Raw genomic sequence first — 20,978 nt, 5'->3', positions numbered from 1 at the left:
GTGGATTCTTACAAGCGGCGGGCCCAGATCGCCTACTTGGGGCGCCGGAGCCTGGATCTGGCGGCCCTCACCCCATCATCAATTGCCATCCGGAACGGCGGCCCCTACCGGGAGATCGACGACGACCCGCTGGGCGGGTGACCCAGGAACCCCGGAGCCTTAACCGGCGTTGCCCCTATAATAGAAATACCATGTTGACCACACTCATTGCGTTCACGGTGATGGCCCCGGCCGCCAAACCGTTCGTCTGCCCCGTGCAAGGCGAAGAAATCAAAGACGTTTCCGCTGCCGGTTTCCACGATTACAACGGGGCGCGGTTCTGGTTCTGCTGTGCCGGTTGCGACAAGAGTTTTGCCAAAGAGCCCGGCAAGTATGTGGCCCAGCAGGCCAAGGCCAAAAAGGTCACCGGCGACTTCATGTTCGACCCGGTGAGCGGCATGCGGCTCAAATCGCCGGGCATCATTGCCGAAACCAGCGACTACCAAGGCATCCGCTACCACTTCAGCAGCAAAGAAAACAAAGCCAAGTTCGATAAAGAACCGGCCAAATACGGCACCTTGCCCAAGCAAGAGGCGCTGTTCTGCCCGGTGGCCAAGGAAGATATCGCCGCTTATGCCAACGCGGCCAGCTATGTGGATTTCAAAGGCGTGCGCTATTACACCTGCTGTGCCGGGTGCGTGGCCAAGTTGAAAGAAGATCCGGCCAAATATGCTCCCAACGCCAAGGATCACGTTAAAACCCCGGGCGTGGCAACCGAAAAAGCCGACCACTAATCGCCGGATCGATCTAAGATCAGGCCCGGGAGATTTGCTCTCCCGGGCCTTTTTGTGTCAATCGTAGAAAGGTTCGGAATCCTCGTGCCGGGGGCCATTTTCGTCGCAGACGGCGAACTTCGACCGGGTGAACGACACGCCCGCATATCGCCCTTGATTATCCAAGATGTAGAAATTGAGCCCAAAATTGGGCCGGCCGGATTCGGTGAGCAGGCGCTTTTCAATTGTTTGGGAGGCAACCCGGCGCAGGGCAGTCATTCCGGCATCTTTGGGGTGGGCTCCCCGACGCATTTCTTCGACAATGAGATAGCTGCACAGGTTGTAGAGGTTGGCTTCGCCCCGCCCGGTGGATCCGGCCGCGCCGACGGCGTTGTCGACATAGAGACCGGCCCCTAGGATCGGCGAATCCCCAACCCGGCCGGGGATTTTGAAGGCGAGCCCGCTGGTTGTGGTGACCCCAGCGATCTCTCCACTGGCGTTGATGCCGTTGCAGTTGATGGTGCCCCACAGGTGTTCGGGGTCGAACCACCCTTCCTGGGCCATTTGCATGGCGGTTTCGAGTCCTTGTTCCGGGGGCGGGGTTTGGCGTTTGGCGGGGTCAAGGTAGTGTTCGGGGTCGGTGCGGCGGAGCCATTCCAGCCAGGCCCGGCGCGACCGCTCGGTGTTGAGGTCGGCTTCGATTTCAAACCCCATCTTCCGGGCGAATTCTTGGGCGCCGGCACCCACCAGCAGGTGGTGGTCGGTAGATGTAGCGACGAGGTAGGCGACTTTGGACGGGTTGCGGACCCCTTCCAGGCAGGCGACCCCCCCGGCCCACTTTTTGGGGCCATGCATGCAGCAGGAATCCAGCTGGATGACCCCTTGGGCGTTGGGGATGCCGCCATAGCCGACGCTGGTGTCGGCGGGATCGCTTTCCACGATGTTGACCCCGGCGATGAGACATTCCAGGATGTCGGAACCGCCGGTCATCATGCGGAATGCGGTTTGGATGCAGGTTTCCTCGCCGCCGTTCTTGACCGAATGCCCGTTGCTGGAACAAACGATCCGAGGGGATTTGGCTTGGGGGGCAAAGAGGTTTGTGGTGAAACCGGGCTTGGCGAATGCCGCCGCGGCCCCAGCCGCGAGGAGGGATCGCCGGGTGATGGAATTGGACACAACCGAGTTTAGTCGGTCAAGGGTTTCATTCGCCCTTGTTGTGCCGGCGGGCATCGGTGACCCGGTTGCCGATGAGCGACACCACCAGGAATCCGCCGTCGGTGCCTTCGTACCGCAGCAAGCGGCGGCCGTCGACGACATCGATCCGGGTCGGAGCACCGAGGATTTGGGTGACCTGAACCTCGTTCATGCCGATTTCAACTTTGCCCATCATCTGGTCGAGGTCGAATTTTCGGGTGGGGGCAGAGCACCCGCCCATGGCGAGGACAGCCAGGGTGACGGCAGGATAAAAAAGTCTCATTGAATGAAGAATAACGATTTGCGCCGTGGCTCAGGGTTGGAAAAGTAGAAAATGGTGCGCGGTACAGGATTTGAACCTGTGACCCCTACAGTGTCATTGTAGTGCTCTACCACTGAGCTAACCGCGCGGGCCGGATTTGGGAGTATGGCAGGTCTGGCGGCGGGGGTCAAGGGGACCCGGATCCCGGAATTCGGCCGGAGTGGGTGTCGAAATGGTCGACCGCGCCGCGAACCCCGTAAATTTGCCGGTGTTGAGCCAATTGAATTCCTGTATCCTGCTGCTAGCGGAGTGCGGACTTCTGGCAATATTGGGCAGTTTTCACGATTGTTTAACGGTGGTCTGGCATTCTAGTAGCCTGGTATGGGGGATTGCCCTGCCACACAGGAAAGGAACATGAAATTGCAATTGAAACTCGGATTGGCGTTGGCTGTGGTAGCAACGGGTGTAACGGCCCAAGCGCAGTTCACGCTGTTTGCCACCGAAAGCCAAACCGGCTCGCTCGGAGGCAATACGGCACTCTATGGCGGCATCCAGCAATATGGTTTTGCCACAACCGGTGGCGCGGCAACGGCGGGAGCTGGTCTGGCGGCAAGCGCGGTCCACGACCCGGTCGGGCTCCGCGCAGTCGGCGACAAGCTTTATGTGGGCAACCGGTGGGGGAACCAAGCGGGGCAAGGTTCGGTCCAGCAGTTCACCTTTAACGGGACGACCCTCAACTTCAACCAGGACATCTCGGGCAACGGGCTCCAGCGCACCCACGGGTTGGACCTCAACCCCGTGACCGGCGAACTTTACGCCGTCAACGCGTTCAGCAGCGGCATGAGCCGATTCACCCAAGCAGCCAACGTTTTCACCCCGAACGGGGTGATCAATGGGGGCGATTGGCGGGACGTTTTGGCTTCGGCCGACGGCACCAAGCTGTACGTCACCGAATTGAACTCCACGCTGCGGATCTTCGACTTGGTGAACAACACGAACACGACTTTCACGGTGAACGGGGCCAACGCGATGCACCAAATGGCCTGGCGGAACGGCTCGATTTACGTGACGGGCTTCAACTCGGGCACTGTCCACCGCATTGACTTGGATGCCAACGGCAATGCGACGAGTTCTGCCGTCGTCGCCAACTCCAATGCGGCAATTGGGATCGCATTCAGCCCGGATGGTCAAGAAATGTTCGTCAGCGGCCACACTTCCAACGTGATCAACCGGTTCCAACTCGTCAACGATGTTTGGACCCAAACCGGTTCGATCGACACGGGGCACAACATGGGCTACTTGGCGGTTGTTCCGGAACCCGGTTCAATGGCCCTGCTCGGTTTGGGCGCGCTGGCGGTGCTGAAGCGCCGCCGCAAATAACAGTTTCTCCTATTTGGAGAGGACGCCCCTCCCGGTGATCGGGAGGGGCAAATTATTGTTACTGGCCTTGGCCGAGGCTAAAGCCCGGTTCGCCATCGAACAGACACAGGTTTTCGGTCTTGATAAAGTCAAGCCCGGCCCGTCGGAACTTGCCCAGCAGGTCAATCACCGACCCGTGATCGATTGGCTTATCGGCTTGGAACCGGCATCGCCAGTGGTTGGTGCACTGGGTTTCGGGCAAACCTTCTGGCCAAACTTTGACTCCCCGGTTAGTGATCATCTTGAGCGGGAGTTCTTCCGTGCTGCATGACCTGAGCAAGGCTGCCAACATGTCGACCGTTCCGCGGTAATCGACAAAGACATCGACCCCGATGAGTTCCTTGTCGGGCACTGCCACCGGTTGTTCGGTGATGGTGATTGGCTCGGCATCCTCAGGATAGGAGGCGGCGGGCAGGGATTGCGGGCGCTCACCCAGCCGTTCGATCACGGCCTGGGCAAACCCTTTTGTCCCCACTTTTTGCTTGCTGACCCCTTCGCGATAGATGTCGCTGGTATGCACCCCGTCTTCGATTGTTTTCAGCCAGGCATTGTGGATTGTTTCGGCGTGCTTGGGTTTGCCGATGTGGACGAGCATCTGGATGGCGGCAAGCAGCAACCCGGATGGGTTGGCGCGGTCTTGCCCGGTCATTTTGGGTGCGGAGCCGTGGATGGCTTCGAACATGGCGCAGCTGTGGCCGATGTTGGCGGAACCGGCCAATCCAACCGATCCCGTGACCTCGGCGGCGACATCCGACATGATGTCCCCGTAGAGGTTGGGGACCACGATGACGTCGAAATCGTTGGGCCGGTTGGCAACCCGGGCCATGCCGATATCGATGATGTAGTGTTCGGATTGGATTTCAGGGTATTCGGCGGCGACTTCATCGAAGATGCGGTGGAAAAGGCCGTCGGTGAGCTTCATGATGTTGTCTTTGGTCATGCAGGTCACCTTTTTGCGGTTGTTGACTCTTGCATATTCAAAGGCATAGCGGACGATCCGGCGCGTCCCCGGCTCGCTAATGAGTTTGAGGCATTGGTAAACGTCGCCGGTCTGTCGGTGCTCGATACCGGCATAAAGGTCTTCCTCGTTCTCGCGGATGATCACGACGTCCATCCCTTTAGGGCCCATGGCAAGGGCGGGGTGGTAGGTGACGCAGGGCCGGACGTTGGCGAACAATCCGAGGGTTTTGCGCACCGTGACGTTGAGGGATTTGAACCCGCCTCCTTGAGGGGTGGTGATGGGCGCCTTGAGGAAGACCTTGGTCCTCCGGAGCGATTCCCAGGCTTCGTTGGCGATGCCGGCGCTGTTGCCGGCCAAGTAGACCGGCTCGCCAATGGTGATGACTTCCGGCGCAATTGGGGCTTCTGCGGCCTTCAAGATGTCCAAGGTCGCTTCCATGATCTCGGGCCCGATGCCGTCTCCATAGGCGACGGTGACCGGGACCAGGTTCGAAGAGGCGTGGGTTGTGTTTTCCGACAGCGGAGTAGCGAGTGACATTTCACGTTATACAATACACGAAATACATGACATATTTCAAAGTTCGGGTAATAATGGGCCTAGATGCCTACACCCGCCGAAGGATGGACGTTTTTGACCAACCACTCCCATGTCCTTGTGTGCTTGTTGCGCGACCCCGCGTTGACAATGCGCGAGGTTGCGCAAATGGTGGGCATCACGGAACGGGCGACCCAGCGGATCGTCGCCGAGCTGCAGGCGGCGGGGGTCATATCTGTTGCAAAGGATGGCCGACGCAACCGTTACACCGTGAACCTGGAAACCCAATTGCGCCACCCGTTGGAAAACTCCCACACGCTTGGCGACCTGATGAGTTGGCTTGTTTCTGGGAATTCCGGAACCAGCTAGCCTTCGGGCTCGGATTTGGGCTTGTTGCGCGGCCTTGGTTTTGCCGGCGATGATTTGACGGTTCGCTTTGGCTTGGGTTTGATGGGCGACTTGGCTTTGGGTTGGGTTTGCCGCACCCGGGTCGCCTTTGTCACGGCCTCGCTGTCGGCTGCCGCCTCATCCTGCTTGGCTTCCCCGGTGGGATCTTCTGGCCGTTCGGCCGCCTTGTGTTTGTTGGCGACATCTTCTTTGGCTTCGGCTTGTAATTTTTGGCCCAAATCCTCCATGGCTTCGCCGAGTTTTTTGGCGAGCGGCTTGCAGGCTTTGAGCACAATTGGTGCGGCGGCCGCGGCGATAACTAACCATCCGGCTCCGCCGATGGGGATTCTTCTCATGCCTCTAGTTACTCGGCGGGCCCGTTCCCGGTTGCAGGGTCTTGCCCATGGTCGGCATCGGCTTTGAGCGACGGCTTTTTGGCAAAGGCGTCTGAAAGGCCAAGCCAAATGATCGTTGCCCCGGCAAATGTGATGTAGGCGTCGGCGACATTGAACACCGGGAAATCAATGAGCCGGAAGTAGAACATGTCGGTGACTTTGCCCAGAGGGGAAAGTCGGTCGATGAGGTTGCCGACGGCTCCGGCAGCCAACAACACGAGGCCCGGAAAAACCAAGGGCGGGTCGTTTTTGGCCCGAGCGATGTGCCACACGCTGTATCCAGTGATCAAGATGGCGATAGGTGTGAGCATCACTCCCGCACCTTGGGCCATGCCGAAGGCAATGCCTTTGTTGAACACGAGTTTGAGTTCGAAGACATTCGGCCAAAGGGCAAGGAAGGTCCGTCCTTCCACCCCGTCGGCAGACAGGCGAGCCCAAGCTTTTACCAGTTGGTCGAATGCAATAAGCCCCGCTACCCACAACAGGAACCGCACAAGTCGGGCTCGGTTTTCCACTTAGGCGATCCCCAGAACGTCGCGGTCGCGCCGGCTGAGCGGCACTGGCCCGCCCTCCCACTCAGTCATTTCAACATCGGCCCGGCGGACGCGGGAACGGGCGCATTCCAAGAACTCTGAGACGCGGAACGCGGCACCGGGTTCCCCAACTCGGAACCGAACCGCGGCCATTTTGAAGAGGTTGTCGAGATCGGGGAATCTCTCCAGGGCCGTGGCTTCCTCACTGGTGACGGTGAGCTCGGCTTCAGCATCTTGCGGGTTTTTGAGGCCGAGCCCAGCTTTGTCCTGTTCCCACTGGGCAAAGGTACGGGCACGGACGGCCAGCATTGTTTCCACCCAATGCGACAGATCGCTGTTGTGCGGCTGGGCCGCTTTGGGGAACACTTCCAGGTGGACACTGGCCTTGTGTGGGATGGCCGGGATGCGGCCATAGGTTTCTTCGGCGGTGTGCGGCAAAACCGGCGCGATGAGCGTGGTCAGCCGCATCAGCACGTAATGGCATGCCCGCTGTGCGGCCCGGCGGCGCGGCGAATTGGCGGCATCGGCATACATCACATCTTTGATCGCATCCAAATAGAACCGGCTGAGTTCGTTCACGCAGAAGTGATGGACCGCACCAAGGGCTTGCAAGAAGTCGAATTCCCGGTAGTGGCTGGAAACACGCTCAACCAATTGGTCGGCAGATTGCATGACCCATTGGTCGATCAGGCTGGGCTCAGCGGGGTCTGATGGATCGAAGTCGGCCAAGTTCCCCAGCAAGAAGCGGAGGGTGTTGCGGACGGAACGATAGTTTTCCCCGGCAATTTTGAGCAACTCTGGGCTGCAAGGGACATCGTTGCTGTAATTGACGCTGGCCGCCCAGTAGCGCAGGATATCGGCACCGTATTCGTTGCTGGCGGCAACCGGGTCGACGACGTTTCCGAGCCTCTTGGACATCTTTTGCCCCTGCCCATCAACGACAAATCCGTGCGTGACGACGGTTTGGAACGGGCGCTCGCCGCGCGCAGCCATCCCCAAGAATAGGCTGATGTTGAACCAGCCACGGTGTTGGTCGGAACCTTCCAAGAAGAGATCGGCTGGCAGCCGTTCTTGCCATTGCGGGTCGACGTTGCCTTCCAGGACGCACAGGTGAGTACAGGCACTATCGAACCAGACGTCGAACACGTCGGTTTCTTTGACGAACTCGGTTTCGCCGGTTGTGGGGTGGGCATAGCCGACGGGCAGGATTTCGCTAGGGCTTGCCGTATACCAGGCGTCGGCCCCCTGTTGTTCAACCATTTGGGCGACGGCTTCGATAGCGGCAGGATCCATCACCGGCTCCCTAGATTCCTTGCCGTAGAAGATCGGGATGCCGATTCCCCAAGGCCTTTGGCGGCTGATGCACCAATCCGGCCTCCCCTGGATCATGGACGTGAACCGGCCCTTAGCCGATGGCGGGTACCAGGCAACTTGGGGGATTTGGGCCAGCATCGCCTCGCGCAGGGTGTGGGCCGGATCGGCGTGAAACGGGAGGTCGATGCCGATGAACCATTGTTCGGTGGTGCGGAAGATGACGGGCTGGCCATCCCGCTCGGCAAGCGGGTATTTGTGGGTGTAGGGCTCGGTGTGGATGAGCGCCCCCACTTCAACCAATCGGTCGGTGACGACTTGGTCACACTTCTTAAAATGGACGCCTTCAAATTCAAAGGCTTCGGCGGTGAGGATGCCGCGTTCATCGACAGGGCAGAGGATCGGCAGGCCGTACCGTTGCCCAGTTTGGAAGTCTTCTCGGCCATGGCCGGGGGCGGTGTGGACAATGCCGGTGCCATCTTCGGTGGTGACGTATTCCGCCAGCACGGCCAAAGAGTCGCGGTCGAAGATCGGGTGTTTGAACCGGGTGAACTCGATTTCTGACCCTTTGAACTCTTTAACCATTTGGTAGGTTTCAATCCCACAGGTGCTGAGGGTCTTTTCGACCAAATCTTTGAGCAGGATCAAGTGCCCCCGGCCGGATTTGATTACGGCATAGGTGAATTCCGGGTGGAAGGCGACGGCCAAGTTGGCCGGAATAGTCCACGGAGTTGTCGTCCAGATGACAGCCCCGACATCTTCCAGTCCGGTGAAGAGGCCGTTCTTGTCCTCGATCAAGGGGAACTTGACAAAGATCGCGGTGCTGACGTGGGCTTCGTCATAGACGATTTCGGTGTCTGCCAAGGCAGTTTGAAAGGTCGGGGACCACAGAACCGGACGCAGACCCCGAGTGATGTACCCGTGTTCCACCAAACGCTTGAAAATGCGCAAAACTTCGGCGGCATATTTGGGGCGCATTGGGGAATAGGCGTTTTCCCACAAAGCGTTGACCCCCAACCGCTTGAACTGCGCAGTTTGCACGCCGACGTAGTGTTCAGCGTGTTTGCGGCATTCTTCCCGGAGCTTAGGGATGTCGAACTCCTGTTTGGATTCGTTGAGCTTTTTGATCACGGCTTGCTCAATGGGCAGGCCGTGGTTGTCGTATCCGGGCACGAACGGCACCCGGTAGCCCATCATGGAATGCGACCGGCAGGCAAAGTCCTTAAGGATTTTGTTGAGCCCGGTGCCGATGTGGATCGGCGAATTGGTGTAGGGCGGTCCGTCGTGATAAACCCAGGCCGGGGCGTCTTTCCGTTCCTGTTGGATGAGCCCATAAATACCGATCGCGTCCCACTTGGATTGGATTTCCGGCTCGCGTTTGGCAAGGTCGGCCTTCATGGGGATGCTGAATTCCGCGTCCGGCAGGTTGAGCGTGTCCTTCAGGTTCATTTTGAACCCATGAGTTTACCGGTGAGCTCAAAATGGGCCGGGGCAGGTCTAATAGCCGGTTTCTTAAACAGAACCGGGAACTATAGACATCGTACTGTCGTCTGTTGACATGTTCAGCCTTAAGGGGCAAGAGGATACGAAATGAAGAACTGGATGTTGATCTTAGGAGTGGGAGTTGTTGGACTGATGGCCCTCACCGGATGCGGTGGGGGCGGTTCAGTTTTGGCTCCTGTCTCGGCGGAATACCGATTGGCAGCAATTACGAACAGTGGAGGATTTGGCCTCTATAAGGTGACGAGCGCTGGGCTTGTGACGGAACTGTTTTCAGGTTCGGGTTCTTCGCAATATGCTTCGATTGTCGAAGGCGTGAATGCCAATGATCTGTACTTTAGCTTCAACAATAACTCCAACATCAGTTTGGTCAAGTTTATGAATGATGCGCCGTTTTCATCGGGCAATGCGGCAACGGCCGGGGGATCGGGTAGTTTGCTTTTCTTACATCCCACGCGATCGATGCTTTATGCTTTACTACCCAACCAAAGCAAAATCGACCAGTTTGCAATCAGCCCTGATGGGTCGCTAACCGTTCAGCCTCAGGCAGACGCCGATGCGATGCCGGTGGATATGGTTTTTAACCCGAACGGCAACTATGCCTATGTGGTGAGCAAGAACAGCAAAGTTGTCCGCGTTTATGCAATTGATGCCGATGGAACTTTGAGCCTGATCCCTGGCGCTGCCTATCCCACGGCGATTAACCCAGCCAAGATTGTGATTACCGATGACGGTGCAAATCTGTACGCCATGGGTCAGGATCAAGACATTTCCCAATTTGCGATTGGCGCCAATGGCTTGTTGACTCCTCTGGCACCGCAAAAGGCCAGCTATCCCATGGGCAACTTTAGGGCCGCAATGACAGCCAATAACGTGCTGAGCTTTTACCGCGAGGCCGACGAGGGTATTGAAACTTTGGGTCGCACCGGCGGCGGGCAACTTTCCAACCTGGGAGCACCGAATTACGTGACTAGTGCCACAACCGACATCTATCGATTGCCGGGTCAGAACCTCTTGTTCTTGTTGGCTAGAGGGACGGGGTCAGGTCAAACGGTCAGCATGGGTTCAAACGGTATTGGAACACAGCTATCAACATCTAGTTTGTTGCCAGGTGTTTCGGACGTTGCGCTTTGGCAAGTTCCCTGAGGCAGCCCTCTGCCGGGCCAGGGGCGCCCCCAGTGGTCCGGGGGCTCGCCGTTGAAGCAGTCTCCCCCCCCCCCCTCAAGTGGCCAGTAACCGGCTAAGCTGGGCAGTGGGGTTAGAGATCTTGGTTCATTTCCAACCATTCCCGATCCGCTCAATGGTCTGGATGTAGTTGTCCATCTTCTTCTTTTCATCGGGATCGGTGGTTTGCATCCCAGATCGGTACTTTCTGAGTAGCCCAAGGCTCTAGTCAAGTAGCTTCTTGTCTTTATTGAAGAACGCAACGGTCATTATGGCAAACCCTGAGATGCGAGCATTGGTGTACACGGCACGGGATCGTTTGGCCAGCTTACGGGCTTCATTCAGAATGTCTTGCTTGCCAAAAACTTGGTACCGGTACCCGATGAATTTCACGAGGCCCTCATCAAAGACCGGGTCATCTTTAGCGTAGGGCCGTACCTTTTTGATGTAGTCGAGTTCCGGGGTTGCGCCGTTGTAGCCGAACTCATACCAAAAGAGCATGCATGCTCGGATAAAGGAGTAGGAGTCAACCTTTTTCTCCCATGATCTCAGAACCAACTGCACATGCGACTTGGCGGTTTTGTAGTATTCGTCGGCTTCGATGCCCGGGGCATGGCGCCCCCGGTAGACCAGGGCGCAGAGCCGAATAAACCTCGCTTCATCAAAGCCCCCAGACTGGTTTTCTTTGAGCGCAGCCTTGATAAGGGGCATGAGCACCTTCTTGTCCTCATATCCAGTTGGGGTTTGGACTCCTTCGGCCTTTTGGAGGGGGGCCTTGATGGCAGGAATCTCCTTTGATGGGTCGCCATCCCACCACCGACCCGGCTTGGGGTGTGAGGATGCGGTGGCGGCGATTGCGATGCCGAGGACTGCGCAGGGGGTCATGGGTTAGGTATTGAGAAAAACTACCACATTGTTGCCTCCTGCTCACAGTAGGCAATCCACCTTTCCCACTGTTCCCGCTCCTCCTTGATGTTTGTCGCTCTCATTCCCACAAGGTATTTCCTTAGGGAAATCACACCAGTCTCTATAGCCGATTTGTCTTTGTAATGCAGTCCTAAGTTAGTCATTGTAAATCCAGAAATCCGTGCCCGCGTATAGATCGTATTTCTCGATTTTCGTATATTTGTGCAAGCATTAATCACCTCGCTCTTATCAAAATCTTTTATTCTATAAGTTATGAACTGAACCGAGGCCTCAGTAACAAGTAAATCATCTGGCAAATACCGCGCGAGGGTCTTAATGAAAAGTGTTGGAGGGTGGCCCACATCTGTCCCATAACGATAGTAGAAGAGGCTACAGATCTTTACAAAGGCGAGTGAGTCAACTGCTTTGTGTCATGTGCCGATTTGAGGCTTGACGTCATTGAGGGCCGTCTGAAACACCTTCTCAGATTCAGTGCCTGTGGCGTTCCGGCCTTGATAAACAAGCGTAGCAAGGGTGGCCAATGCCGCGGGGTCGCCTCCCGATCGGCTATATGCAATACTTGCGTCTTTAATCTTCGGCAACAGCACAGACTTTTCAACATAGCCTGTCGGGGTGTCTTGACCAAGTCCACGGTCAACTGTCCGTTTGATGCCGACAACTTCCTTGCTGAGGTCTGCCTCCCACCAATGTATCCCGTTCGTGCTCGGTTTAGCAAGCCCGAAAAATATGACAGTTCCGCATATCATTTTGATACCTCCATGTTACTTTACTCATCTAATCAACATAGAGGGTTGTCCTCAGTGAGATTCTCTTTTGGATTGATTCCCTTGGCTTTTGGCGAACAACAGGTTCAGGGCTATGTCCCCGATTTCCATAGCGCGGGATGTCATCTCACATTTTTTTCATCATGCATTTTCCCCCCTCAGGTAGTCGCTGATCGATTGCGCTTGGCGGAGGGTGAGGGTCGGGACGGCGGCGATTTCTTCGGCCGTGGCCCGGCGGATTGCTTCAATCGAACCAAACGTCCGCAGCAGCAACCGCCGCCGTTTGGGCCCGATTCCCGGGATTTCATCCAAGACCGAGCCGTGCATGCGTTTATCCCGGAGCTTGCGGTGGAACGTGATGGCAAACCGGTGCGCCTCATCGCGGAGTTTGCGCAACAGCATCAGCCCCGGCGAGGTTAGGGGCAGCACCACTTCGCGGTAGGAGTAGACGGGCAGGCCTTCTTTGGTTTTGCCGGTGACCTGGTCCGGCACAAAAACGATTTCCTGCTTTTTTGCCAGCCCGACCATGGGGATGCTGAGCCCAAGGGCGTCGCGGGCTTCCAATGCCGCTCCAAGTTGCCCTTTGCCGCCGTCGATCATCATCAGGTCTGGCAGGGCGGCGAATTTCGGGTCGCCGTCCAGGTAGCGCCGCAGCCTGCGGGTGATAACTTCGTGCATCATGGCAAAGTCGTTGGGTTCTTCCGGGTTCCATTTGATTTTGAACCGGCGGTATTGATCTTTTGCCGGCAACCCGTTTTCGGTGACGACCATGGATCCGACGGGCATCTTGCCCTGGATGTTGGAGATGTCGTACCCCTCAACGCGGAGGGCCGGGGTGGGCAGCCCGACCTCGTCACTGAGTTGGGCGATGGCTTGTTGGGCCCATTCTTCTTTGGCTTCCAATTCCAAGGCCATGGTTTCCAGGGCGAGTTCGGCGTTTTTGGCCGCCATGTCCACAAGGCGCAGGCCCTCGCCGCCTTGGGGAACGTCGATGGTGACGGCGGCCCCGCGTTTTTGCCTCAGCCAAGTTTGAACGATGGCCCTTTCTTCGATCTCGACCGGGAGCAGCACTTCGCGGGGGATTTCTGGGGCGGTGGCGTAATACTGCTTGACGAATTCTTGGACAGCTTCGGTGGGTGAGGCTTCTTTGCTCCCGTCCATCAGGTAGTTGGTTTGCCCGATCAACCGTCCGCCGCGGATGTAGAGCATTTGGATGGCGGCCCCGCGCTCGTCTTTGACCACGGCGACGATGTCGCGATCACTTTCGTCGGAGCTCAGCACCTTTTGCCGCTCTAAGATGGAATTGAGTGCGGCGATCCGATCCCGGACGGCGGCGGCCTTTTCAAAGTCCAGGTTTTCGGCGGCGGATTCCATTTCCGCCTGCATGCGGGGGAGCAGATCCGAATTTTTGCCTTCCAGGAACCGGCTGACCTGGTCGAGGACGCCTTTGTATTCGGCTTTGTCGGCCAATCCGGCGCACGGGGCCAAGCATTGGTGCATGTGGTAGTAAAGGCAGGGGCGTTGTTCTTCGCGGCCGCTCCAGCTTTTGCCGCACGGGATAAGCGGGAAGACTTTGTGGAGGGTTTGCAAAGTCTCGCGGACGCTGTAGGCACTGGTGTAGGGGCCAAATGTCTTGCCGAGCGATTTGCGGGGGTTGCGGGTGAAAATGACCCTGGGGAACGCCTCTTTGGTGATGGCGATGTAGGGGTAGCTCTTGTCGTCCCTCATGCGCACGTTGTAAGGCGGGCGGTGCTCTTTGATGAGGTTGCACTCGAGGACCAAGGCTTCGAGTTCGCTGTCGACAACGATGGTTTCAATGTCGCGGATCTTGCGGACCAGCCGTTCGATGCGCGCCCCGTGGTCGGCAGACCGCCGGAAATAGGAGCGCACGCGCGACCGCAAGTTCACGGCCTTACCCACATAAAGGATCACCCCGGATTCGTCGCGATAGATGTAGCACCCCGGCTTGGTCGGGATGGACTTGAGTTTTTCTTCGACGTGGGGGTTGGTGGAGGCCGACCGCTTTTTCGGCTTGGGCGGTTCGCTTTCGCTCACGGTTTGTCTACCGGATTCTACTCCCGGCGGGTATGGTGGGGCCATGAAACGGGCCGCCTTGGGTCTGGTCGCCGGGATTTGCCTGGCCGGTTGTGCCCCGGGGGGCGGAGGTTCGGCTATGGCAAGGAACCAGGGTACCGACATCACCGAAGAGGCCTTTCGCCAGGCGTGTGGTTTGCCAGAGGTGGACTTGGTGCCATGGACGGCGGAGCGGTATGCCGAGCACCTCCCCCCGATGGACGGCGGTTTGATCGACGCGGTCGCCGACCCGTTCCGCACCGACGCTGATTGGATCCGCCCCGGGGCAAAGGGCGAACGGGCCGCCATGGCCAAGCAACTGGATGAGTGGTGGTCGGCCATCCCGGCAAAAGCAGGGGGAACCGTTGCCCAAGACCAGGTGGGTTCGCGATTTTCGGCGGTGGTTGCGGCGCGGATCTTGCGGGCCAGGCTCGCCCAGTTGGATGAACCAGGCCGGGCGATGGCCTTGGCCGAAGAAACGTTTGATTTGGCTTGGAAGGCCTTTCAGACGGCCCCCGGCACGATGAAATCGGATGTGATGCCGGCCGTGGTGATGGCGGCGGAATCGGCCGCTCAAACGGCAGCGCCGGGAACGGATCCCGCGGCAGCCGCATCGCTGCGCAAGAAACTCGACGTGTCGCTGTTCCGCGACTTAGCGGTCTCTCTCCCCACGGATTTCGGCGTCAACCGGATTCCCAAATTGGTCGGCCAGTTTGCGCAAGGTGCCGATTTGAAAGCGACCGCGCAAGCCTTAGATCCTCTGGGGGGCGACGAAGAAGGTCAGGTTGCCAGCGGCCTCAAGACAATTTGGGCCAACCCCAACCTGTTGGATCCGCAAGCGACCGTCGATTCTGCCAAGGCCATCGTCGACACCTACCGTCAGCCGCCCAAAGGGTTCGCCTGGTTTGAATCGCGATACAAGGCGATGGAAGGGCGGACGGTTGCCACCTGGGGGCAAAACATGGTCGGAATCGACCCATCTCGCATCGATTGGGCTAAAGCCGCGATCGCGGCAAAGGCCAAAAACCCGGTCGGCATCCTGTTGTTGGCCGAGGTCGAGCGGCAATGGCTGGTGGCCCTGGAGAGCGCCTTCGTCCTGCAGATGCAGTTCGATGCCGCCCGGATCCGGTTTCAGCGGGCTGTTCCTTCCACGGACGATCCTGAGCCGCTCGATCCGCTCACTGGCGGCCCCTATGTAGTGGATGAGAAAGCGAACGTGTTGCGGACGACCCTAACCGGCGTTGACCCCAAGTTTATTTTCGTCAACCAGGCCGTGATGCACGGCGTACCCCTGCGGCGTTGACGGCTAAAGGTAACCTGATTCCACCGCAAATCGGAGTCAATGCCTTGAACAGTTTTGGAACGCTCACCACCGATGAATTGGGCGGTCAACCCGTCTCTTACCACAGCCTGAGGGCGCTTGAATCCGCCGGATACCAAGTGAGCCGGTTGCCTTATGCCCACCGTATTTTGTTGGAGAACCTCCTCCGCAACGAAGACGGCACAAACGTCACCAAGGGGGATATTGAAGCTTTGCTCAATTGGGATGCCAAAGCTGAGCCGAGCAAAGAGATCGCATTCACCCCGTCACGAGTGTTGCTCCAAGATTTCACGGGGGTGCCGTGTGTTGTGGATTTGGCCAGCATGCGCGACGCCATGGCCGAGCTGGGCGGCGATCCGGAGAAGATCAACCCGCTCCAACCGGTGGAGCTTGTGATTGACCACTCTGTCCAAATCGACAGCTACGGCAGCGACGCCTCGCTCCAAATCAACCTCGACCTTGAGTTTGAACGGAACAATGAACGGTACGAATTCTTGAAATGGGGTCAGGGGGCATTCGAAAACTTCAAGGTTGTGCCGCCCAACACCGGGATCTGCCACCAAGTGAACTTGGAATACCTGGGCCGGGTGGTCATGGCCGATGGCAGCATGGCTCGGCTGGATACCCTTGTCGGCACCGACAGCCACACCACCATGATCAATGGCCTGGGCGTATTGGGTTGGGGTGTCGGTGGCATCGAGGCCGAAGCGGCCATGCTCGGGCAACCGGTGAGCATGTTGATTCCGCAGGTCGTTGGGTTCAAATTGACCGGCAAATTGCCCGAAGGGGCCACCGCGACCGACCTGGTGTTGACCGTGACCGAAATGCTCCGGAAGCTGGGGGTGGTCGGCAAATTTGTCGAATTCTATGGCCCAGGGATAACGGGGATGCCGCTGGCCGACCGCGCCACCATCGCCAACATGGCCCCTGAATATGGGGCGACTTGCGGCCTGTTCCCGGTCGATGAAGAAACCTTGCGCTACATGACGGTGAGCGGCCGGGACGAATCGCACATCGCCTTGGTGCGCGACTATTACACCAAGCAGGGCCTGATGCACACGGCCGATAGCCCGGTTGCCGACTACTCGGCGACTCTCGAACTGGATTTGGGCACGGTCCAGCCGAGTGTGGCCGGGCCCAAACGGCCGCAAGACCGGGCGCTGCTTGGCCAAGCCCGGGACACGTTCAAGGCCGCGTTCCCAGATGCCGTGTGCGACTCGGGCAACCTCAGCAATGGCAGCGTGGTAATCGCGGCCATCACAAGCTGCACCAACACCAGCAACCCCAGCGTGATGGTCGCGGCCGGGTTGGTGGCGCGCAAGGCGCGCGCTTTGGGACTCAAACCCAAACCGTGGGTCAAAACCTCTCTGGCCCCTGGTTCGCGGGTGGTTGAAAAGTACTTGGAGTCCGCCGGACTGCAGTCGGACTTGGATGCCATGGGTTTCAACATCGCCGGTTTTGGATGCACGACGTGCATTGGCAACTCGGGCCCGCTACCCGAAGACGTTTCGTCGCAAGTCCGGGAAGCAGATCTGGCGGTTGTGAGCGTGCTGAGCGGCAACCGCAACTTTGAAGGTCGCGTGAACCAAGACGTCAAGGCGAACTACTTGATGTCCCCGCCTTTGGTTGTCGCCTATAGTCTGGCCGGGACGATCGACATCGACCTTTCAACCGACCCGGTTGCGCACACCCAGGATGGACAGCCCGTTTTCCTGAAAGATATTTGGCCGAGCCAGCAAGAGATTGCCGAGACGATTGAGAAGAACGTCACCCGGGAAATGTTTTCCAAGTCGTATGCCAGCGTGTTTGACGGCGATGCGAAGTGGCGCGCGATCGAAGTCGGTGGCGGCCAGCGTTATGCCTGGGATCCCAAATCGACTTATGTCAAACAAGCCCCGTTTTTTGCGGGGATGAAGCGGGAAGCACCGAGTTATGTCGATGACTTGAACGGCCTCAAGTGCCTGGCCATGCTAGGCGATTCCGTCACCACGGATCATATCTCCCCTGCCGGGTCGATCAAAGCCGCCTCGCCTGCCGGATCCTATTTGATCGAACACGGCGTCTCTCCGCACCTGTTCAACAGCTACGGCGCGCGGCGGGGCAACGACGAGGTGATGGTTCGGGGCACTTTTGCCAACATCCGGCTGAAGAACCAGTTGGCACCAGGCACCGAAGGCGGCTTCACGACGAACTTTATGACCGGAGAAGTGACCACGATTTTCGATGCTGCGATGGCCTACCGAGAACGAGGAGTCGGTTTGGTTGTACTCGCGGGCAAGGAATATGGCACTGGTTCCAGCCGTGACTGGGCGGCCAAGGGAACCCGATTGCTCGGTGTGAAAGCGGTGATTGCCGAAAGCTTTGAAAGGATCCACCGGTCCAACCTGATCGGCATGGGCGTGCTGCCCTTGCAGTTCGTGGATGGCCAGAACGCCGAATCTCTTGGACTGACCGGTCAAGAAGAGTTCAGCGTCCTTGGGCTGAGCGAAGGCGTGGAGACCAAATTCGCGATGGGGAAGATGCTTTATGTCCGGGCGACGACCGAATCTGGCGACGTGACGGCCTTTGACGTTCTTTGCCGACTGGATACCCCGACGGAAATCGATTACTACCGGCACGGCGGCGTGTTGCAGTACGTTCTTCGGGGCCTTTTGGGCTGACCCATGCCGGCGGCGCGGCCCTTTGCGGGATTCGGGACCGTTGTCAACGCGGCCGCGGTCATCGTTGGTTCGCTTGCCGGGTTGGCTGCGGGGAGGGCATTGCCGCCCAAGGTTGCCGATGCGGCAGTGTTCGGGGTCGGTTTGATCACGTTGTGCCTCGGCGTCCAAATGTTCTTGCGGACGCGCAACCCTCTGGTGGTTGTTTCTGCCGTTTGCGTTGGCGGGGCCTTGGGCGCAGCGTTGGGTTTGGATGCTGGGATGGAACGCTTGGCGGAGTGGGCTAGGGTGGGCCTTGGTGGCCACGGCACGTTCAACCAAGGCTTTGTCACGGCGTCAGTTTTGTTCTGTATCGGGCCAATGACACTGATGGGCTGTTTGCAAGATGCGCTCGAAGGCCATATCGAACTGCTCGGTCTCAAATCGTTGCTCGACGGCATCAGTTCGGTGTTTTTGGCGGCGACGCTTGGGGTTGGGGTGCTGGTTTCTGCAGTATTTGTCCTTGTGTTCCAAGGGTTGCTGACCCTGGCTGCCCGCAAACTGGCCCGCCTGGCCGAAGATGACGGTTTGGTTGGCGAATCGGTAGCGGTCGGCGGTGTCTTGATGGTGGCGATCGGACTGGGGATCACGGGAATCAAATCGATGCCCAGCGTCTTGTTTTTGCCCGCTTTGGTTTGCGCACCCGTGTTTGCGTGGGTTGCCCGGCGTTTGATTCCGGCCAAAACTGGCGGTGACGGCGGAACAATCGCGTAGAATCGCGGCATGAACCGATCCCTGATTCTGGTTGCGGCGGCACTTATCGTTTCAGCCGCGCCTGCCCAAGACCGCTGGCCCAATATGCCGGGATACAAGGAGTACCAGGCGGGCAATGCTTCTGGTCAAAAATGGCGGGTTTCTTATCTGCGCGGCCAGTGGACAGATGCGACGCACTATCGGTTCACCGACCTTGCGGGGGCCAAGGTGCTCGATGCCGCGACGGGCAAAGTCTCGGCGGCCGCCGCACAAAGCGGCCCCATGCCGACCCCCCAGCAACAGCCAGATCGCGGCCGCCAGTTTTCTCAGGTGAAATCCGTCGACGGCACCCTGACGGCAACCTACCGGGACGGTAACGTGTTTTTGACCCGGAACGGCGAAGAAAAGCCCGTGACGGTGGAAGGTAATTTAGACCGGGGAATCAAATATGGATCGGCAAGTTGGGTCTATGGCGAAGAGCTCGACCAGCGCGACGCCATGGGTTTTTCCCCCGACGGCAAGTGGCTTTGGTACTACCGCTTTGACGAAAGCCAGGTTCCCCAATACCGGATCGCCATGGATCAAAAGAAGCAGGTTCCGTCTTTGGATGTTGAATGTTTCCCCATGCCGGGCACCCCAAACCCAGAAGTCGACCTTTTTGTCTACAACGTTGTGACTGGACAGTCTAAAAAAGTTGGCGTGCGCCCCGGGGCGTTTGACCACGGCCTGGGCCATTACGTGTACGGGATCAATTGGCTGGAAGACAGCTCCCGGTTGCTGTTCCACCGGATGGACCGTCGGCAAAAGATCCGGGAAATCTGCACCTATGAACCGGCGACCGGTACGGTGGCTGTGGCGAACCGGGAAGAGAACCAGGCCGGATGGGTGGATTTTGGGCCGGTCTCTGTCCTCGGCGCCCCCCGGGCCCGGCAAAACGCCGTCTTCCCATCGACTTTACTTTATCTCAGCGAAGATTCCGGATACATCAACATCTATCGATTGGACGCCAAAACGGGTCGTCGCGAGCAACTAACGCACCATCAAGCCGACGTGACGGGGATGGTCGGACAGTCTCCTGACTCCCTGTACTACGAGGTAGCCGATGGCAAGACTCCCTATCACCACACCATTTGGCGCTGCGATCCGGACGGGAAAAACGCCAAAAGACTGACCGATCCAAATTTTGCGGCCTCGGCTTCGGCTAGCCCCGATGGCAAAGTTTTGACCGTGACGTATCAAACTGATGTGGACAAGCCCTTCTTAGTTGTCATGGACAAAACCGGCAAGGTGGTTGCAAAGCCGGCCGTCGAATCGTTTGAACAGCCGGCGGGCGACAACCGGTCTTGCCGATGGTTCAGCTTTCCCAGCTTGGATGGCACGGTGACCCTTTGGGGCAAGGTGCACTTGCCGAGTACCTATCAGCCGGGGCAGAAATTGCCCGTGCTCTTTAGCGTTTATGGCGGGCCGCTGGGATGGGGGGCCACTTCGATGCGGTTCGAAAAGCCGGATGGCCTCAGCGAAGCGGGGTTTGCCATCGTCGAGGTGTTTGAGCGCGGGGGCAACGGTCGGGGCCGCGCGTTCCGGCAAGCGATATACCACAGCCTTGGCAAATACGAGATCGATGATATTGCGGCGGCCGCCACGGCGCTCAAGTCGCAGCCCTGGGCCGACACCGGCAAGGTCGGGGTCTTTGGGACGAGCTATGGCGGCTACGCCTCGGCGATGTGCCTGCTGCGCTACCCGGATTTGTTCCATGCGGCAAGCGCGAGCAGTGCGGTCACCGATTGGCACCTGTACGACTCCACCTACACCGAGCGGTATATGGATCTGCCCGAAAACAATGCGGCCGGATACGAGTTTGGCAGCTGCCTGACCTATGCCAAAGACCTAAAAGGGTGGCTGATGCTGTATTACGGGACATCGGATAACAACGTCCACCCGTCGAACACGTACCAGCTGTCTGATGCATTGAGCCGGGCGGGCAAGTATCACGAAGTGCAAATCGGGGTGGATCGGGGCCACACTGGGCTCAATCTGGCCCGGATGATGGAGTTTTTCACCGAGCGGCTCATCATCAACCCGAAGCGCTGAC

Annotated in this window: 18 protein-coding genes and 1 tRNA gene; 9 read left to right on the top strand and 10 right to left on the bottom strand. The window is 58.3% G+C overall.

Going from position 1 to position 20,978, the window contains the following annotated elements:
* Both JNM28_02005 and JNM28_02000 read left to right on the top strand, forming a co-directional pair.
* Positions 1–141: hypothetical protein (locus JNM28_02005; GenBank protein MBL8067198.1), on the top strand; the 141-nt coding region annotated here is incomplete at its 5' end.
* A 50-nt stretch (positions 142–191) separates the two neighbouring features.
* Complete coding sequence (locus JNM28_02000) at positions 192–773, top strand: YHS domain-containing protein (protein ID MBL8067197.1); 582 nt, start codon at positions 192–194, stop codon at positions 771–773.
* A 57-nt stretch (positions 774–830) separates the two neighbouring features.
* Here JNM28_02000 and JNM28_01995 read toward each other — a convergent pair whose 3' ends face one another.
* The 3 genes from JNM28_01995 to JNM28_01985 all read right to left on the bottom strand — a co-directional run bounded on the left by JNM28_01995 (position 831) and on the right by JNM28_01985 (position 2,356).
* The gene (locus tag JNM28_01995; GenBank protein MBL8067196.1) at positions 831–1,928 is read right to left on the bottom strand and encodes a N(4)-(beta-N-acetylglucosaminyl)-L-asparaginase; all 1,098 of its coding nucleotides are present in this window, start codon (positions 1,926–1,928) and stop codon (positions 831–833) included.
* A 25-nt stretch (positions 1,929–1,953) separates the two neighbouring features.
* Complete coding sequence (locus tag JNM28_01990) at positions 1,954–2,229, bottom strand: hypothetical protein (GenBank protein ID MBL8067195.1); 276 nt, start codon at positions 2,227–2,229, stop codon at positions 1,954–1,956.
* Between the two features lie 52 nt (positions 2,230–2,281).
* Positions 2,282–2,356, bottom strand: a tRNA-Val gene (locus JNM28_01985).
* 266 nt (positions 2,357–2,622) lie between these two features.
* Between JNM28_01985 and JNM28_01980 the strand changes: the two genes are divergently transcribed.
* Positions 2,623–3,588: a PEP-CTERM sorting domain-containing protein gene (locus tag JNM28_01980; protein MBL8067194.1), complete on the top strand. Its 966-nt coding sequence runs from the start codon at positions 2,623–2,625 to the stop codon at positions 3,586–3,588.
* A gap of 58 nt (positions 3,589–3,646) precedes the next feature.
* Here JNM28_01980 and JNM28_01975 read toward each other — a convergent pair whose 3' ends face one another.
* Positions 3,647–5,125, bottom strand: a complete 1,479-nt coding sequence (locus JNM28_01975; GenBank protein MBL8067193.1) for an NADP-dependent isocitrate dehydrogenase — start codon at positions 5,123–5,125, stop codon at positions 3,647–3,649.
* 63 nt (positions 5,126–5,188) lie between these two features.
* Here JNM28_01975 and JNM28_01970 point away from each other — a divergent pair, with 63 nt between their 5' ends.
* On the top strand, positions 5,189–5,491 hold the full coding sequence (locus JNM28_01970) for a winged helix-turn-helix domain-containing protein (protein MBL8067192.1): 303 nt from the start codon (positions 5,189–5,191) through the stop codon (positions 5,489–5,491).
* On the opposite strand, the gene JNM28_01965 is transcribed toward JNM28_01970, so the two are convergent.
* Genes JNM28_01965 through ileS form a run of 3 tightly spaced genes read right to left on the bottom strand, consistent with a single transcriptional unit; the run spans position 5,488 to position 9,197 of the window.
* On the bottom strand, positions 5,488–5,865 hold the full coding sequence (locus tag JNM28_01965) for a hypothetical protein (GenBank protein ID MBL8067191.1): 378 nt from the start codon (positions 5,863–5,865) through the stop codon (positions 5,488–5,490). The genes JNM28_01970 and JNM28_01965 overlap by 4 nt on opposite strands.
* An 8-nt stretch (positions 5,866–5,873) precedes the next feature.
* The gene (lspA, locus tag JNM28_01960) at positions 5,874–6,419 is read right to left on the bottom strand and encodes a signal peptidase II (protein ID MBL8067190.1); all 546 of its coding nucleotides are present in this window, start codon (positions 6,417–6,419) and stop codon (positions 5,874–5,876) included.
* Positions 6,420–9,197 carry an isoleucine--tRNA ligase gene (gene ileS / locus JNM28_01955; protein ID MBL8067189.1) on the bottom strand — a complete coding sequence of 926 codons (2,778 nt, stop codon included), beginning with the start codon at positions 9,195–9,197 and terminating at the stop codon, positions 6,420–6,422.
* A 141-nt stretch (positions 9,198–9,338) separates the two neighbouring features.
* Between ileS and JNM28_01950 the strand changes: the two genes are divergently transcribed.
* On the top strand, positions 9,339–10,394 hold the full coding sequence (locus tag JNM28_01950; GenBank protein ID MBL8067188.1) for a beta-propeller fold lactonase family protein: 1,056 nt from the start codon (positions 9,339–9,341) through the stop codon (positions 10,392–10,394).
* A gap of 243 nt (positions 10,395–10,637) precedes the next feature.
* Here JNM28_01950 and JNM28_01945 read toward each other — a convergent pair whose 3' ends face one another.
* From JNM28_01945 to uvrC, 3 genes are all read right to left on the bottom strand, one after another.
* A complete protein-coding gene (locus JNM28_01945; GenBank protein ID MBL8067187.1) occupies positions 10,638–11,297 on the bottom strand; it encodes a hypothetical protein in 660 nt (219 codons plus the stop codon).
* A 452-nt stretch (positions 11,298–11,749) separates the two neighbouring features.
* Positions 11,750–12,085 (bottom strand): hypothetical protein, encoded by a 336-nt coding sequence (locus JNM28_01940; GenBank protein MBL8067186.1) that lies wholly within the window; start codon positions 12,083–12,085, stop codon positions 11,750–11,752.
* Between the two features lie 159 nt (positions 12,086–12,244).
* Positions 12,245–14,158, bottom strand: a complete 1,914-nt coding sequence (uvrC, locus tag JNM28_01935; GenBank protein MBL8067185.1) for an excinuclease ABC subunit UvrC — start codon at positions 14,156–14,158, stop codon at positions 12,245–12,247.
* A 43-nt stretch (positions 14,159–14,201) separates the two neighbouring features.
* On the opposite strand from uvrC, the gene JNM28_01930 reads away from it, so the two are divergent.
* The 4 genes from JNM28_01930 to JNM28_01915 are packed head-to-tail and all read left to right on the top strand — an operon-like array spanning position 14,202 to position 20,977.
* A complete protein-coding gene (locus tag JNM28_01930; protein MBL8067184.1) occupies positions 14,202–15,479 on the top strand; it encodes a hypothetical protein in 1,278 nt (425 codons plus the stop codon).
* 29 nt (positions 15,480–15,508) lie between these two features.
* On the top strand, positions 15,509–18,157 hold the full coding sequence (acnA, locus tag JNM28_01925; GenBank protein MBL8067183.1) for an aconitate hydratase AcnA: 2,649 nt from the start codon (positions 15,509–15,511) through the stop codon (positions 18,155–18,157).
* Positions 18,158–18,160: 3 nt separating this feature from the next.
* Complete coding sequence (locus tag JNM28_01920) at positions 18,161–18,907, top strand: DUF554 domain-containing protein (protein MBL8067182.1); 747 nt, start codon at positions 18,161–18,163, stop codon at positions 18,905–18,907.
* A 9-nt stretch (positions 18,908–18,916) separates the two neighbouring features.
* Complete coding sequence (locus JNM28_01915; protein MBL8067181.1) at positions 18,917–20,977, top strand: DPP IV N-terminal domain-containing protein; 2,061 nt, start codon at positions 18,917–18,919, stop codon at positions 20,975–20,977.
* Position 20,978: the final 1 nt, after the last annotated feature.

The organism is Armatimonadota bacterium (assembly GCA_016789105.1).
Classification (GTDB): domain Bacteria; phylum Armatimonadota; class Fimbriimonadia; order Fimbriimonadales; family Fimbriimonadaceae; genus UphvI-Ar2.
This window is presented reverse-complemented; position numbering and strand designations above follow the sequence as displayed.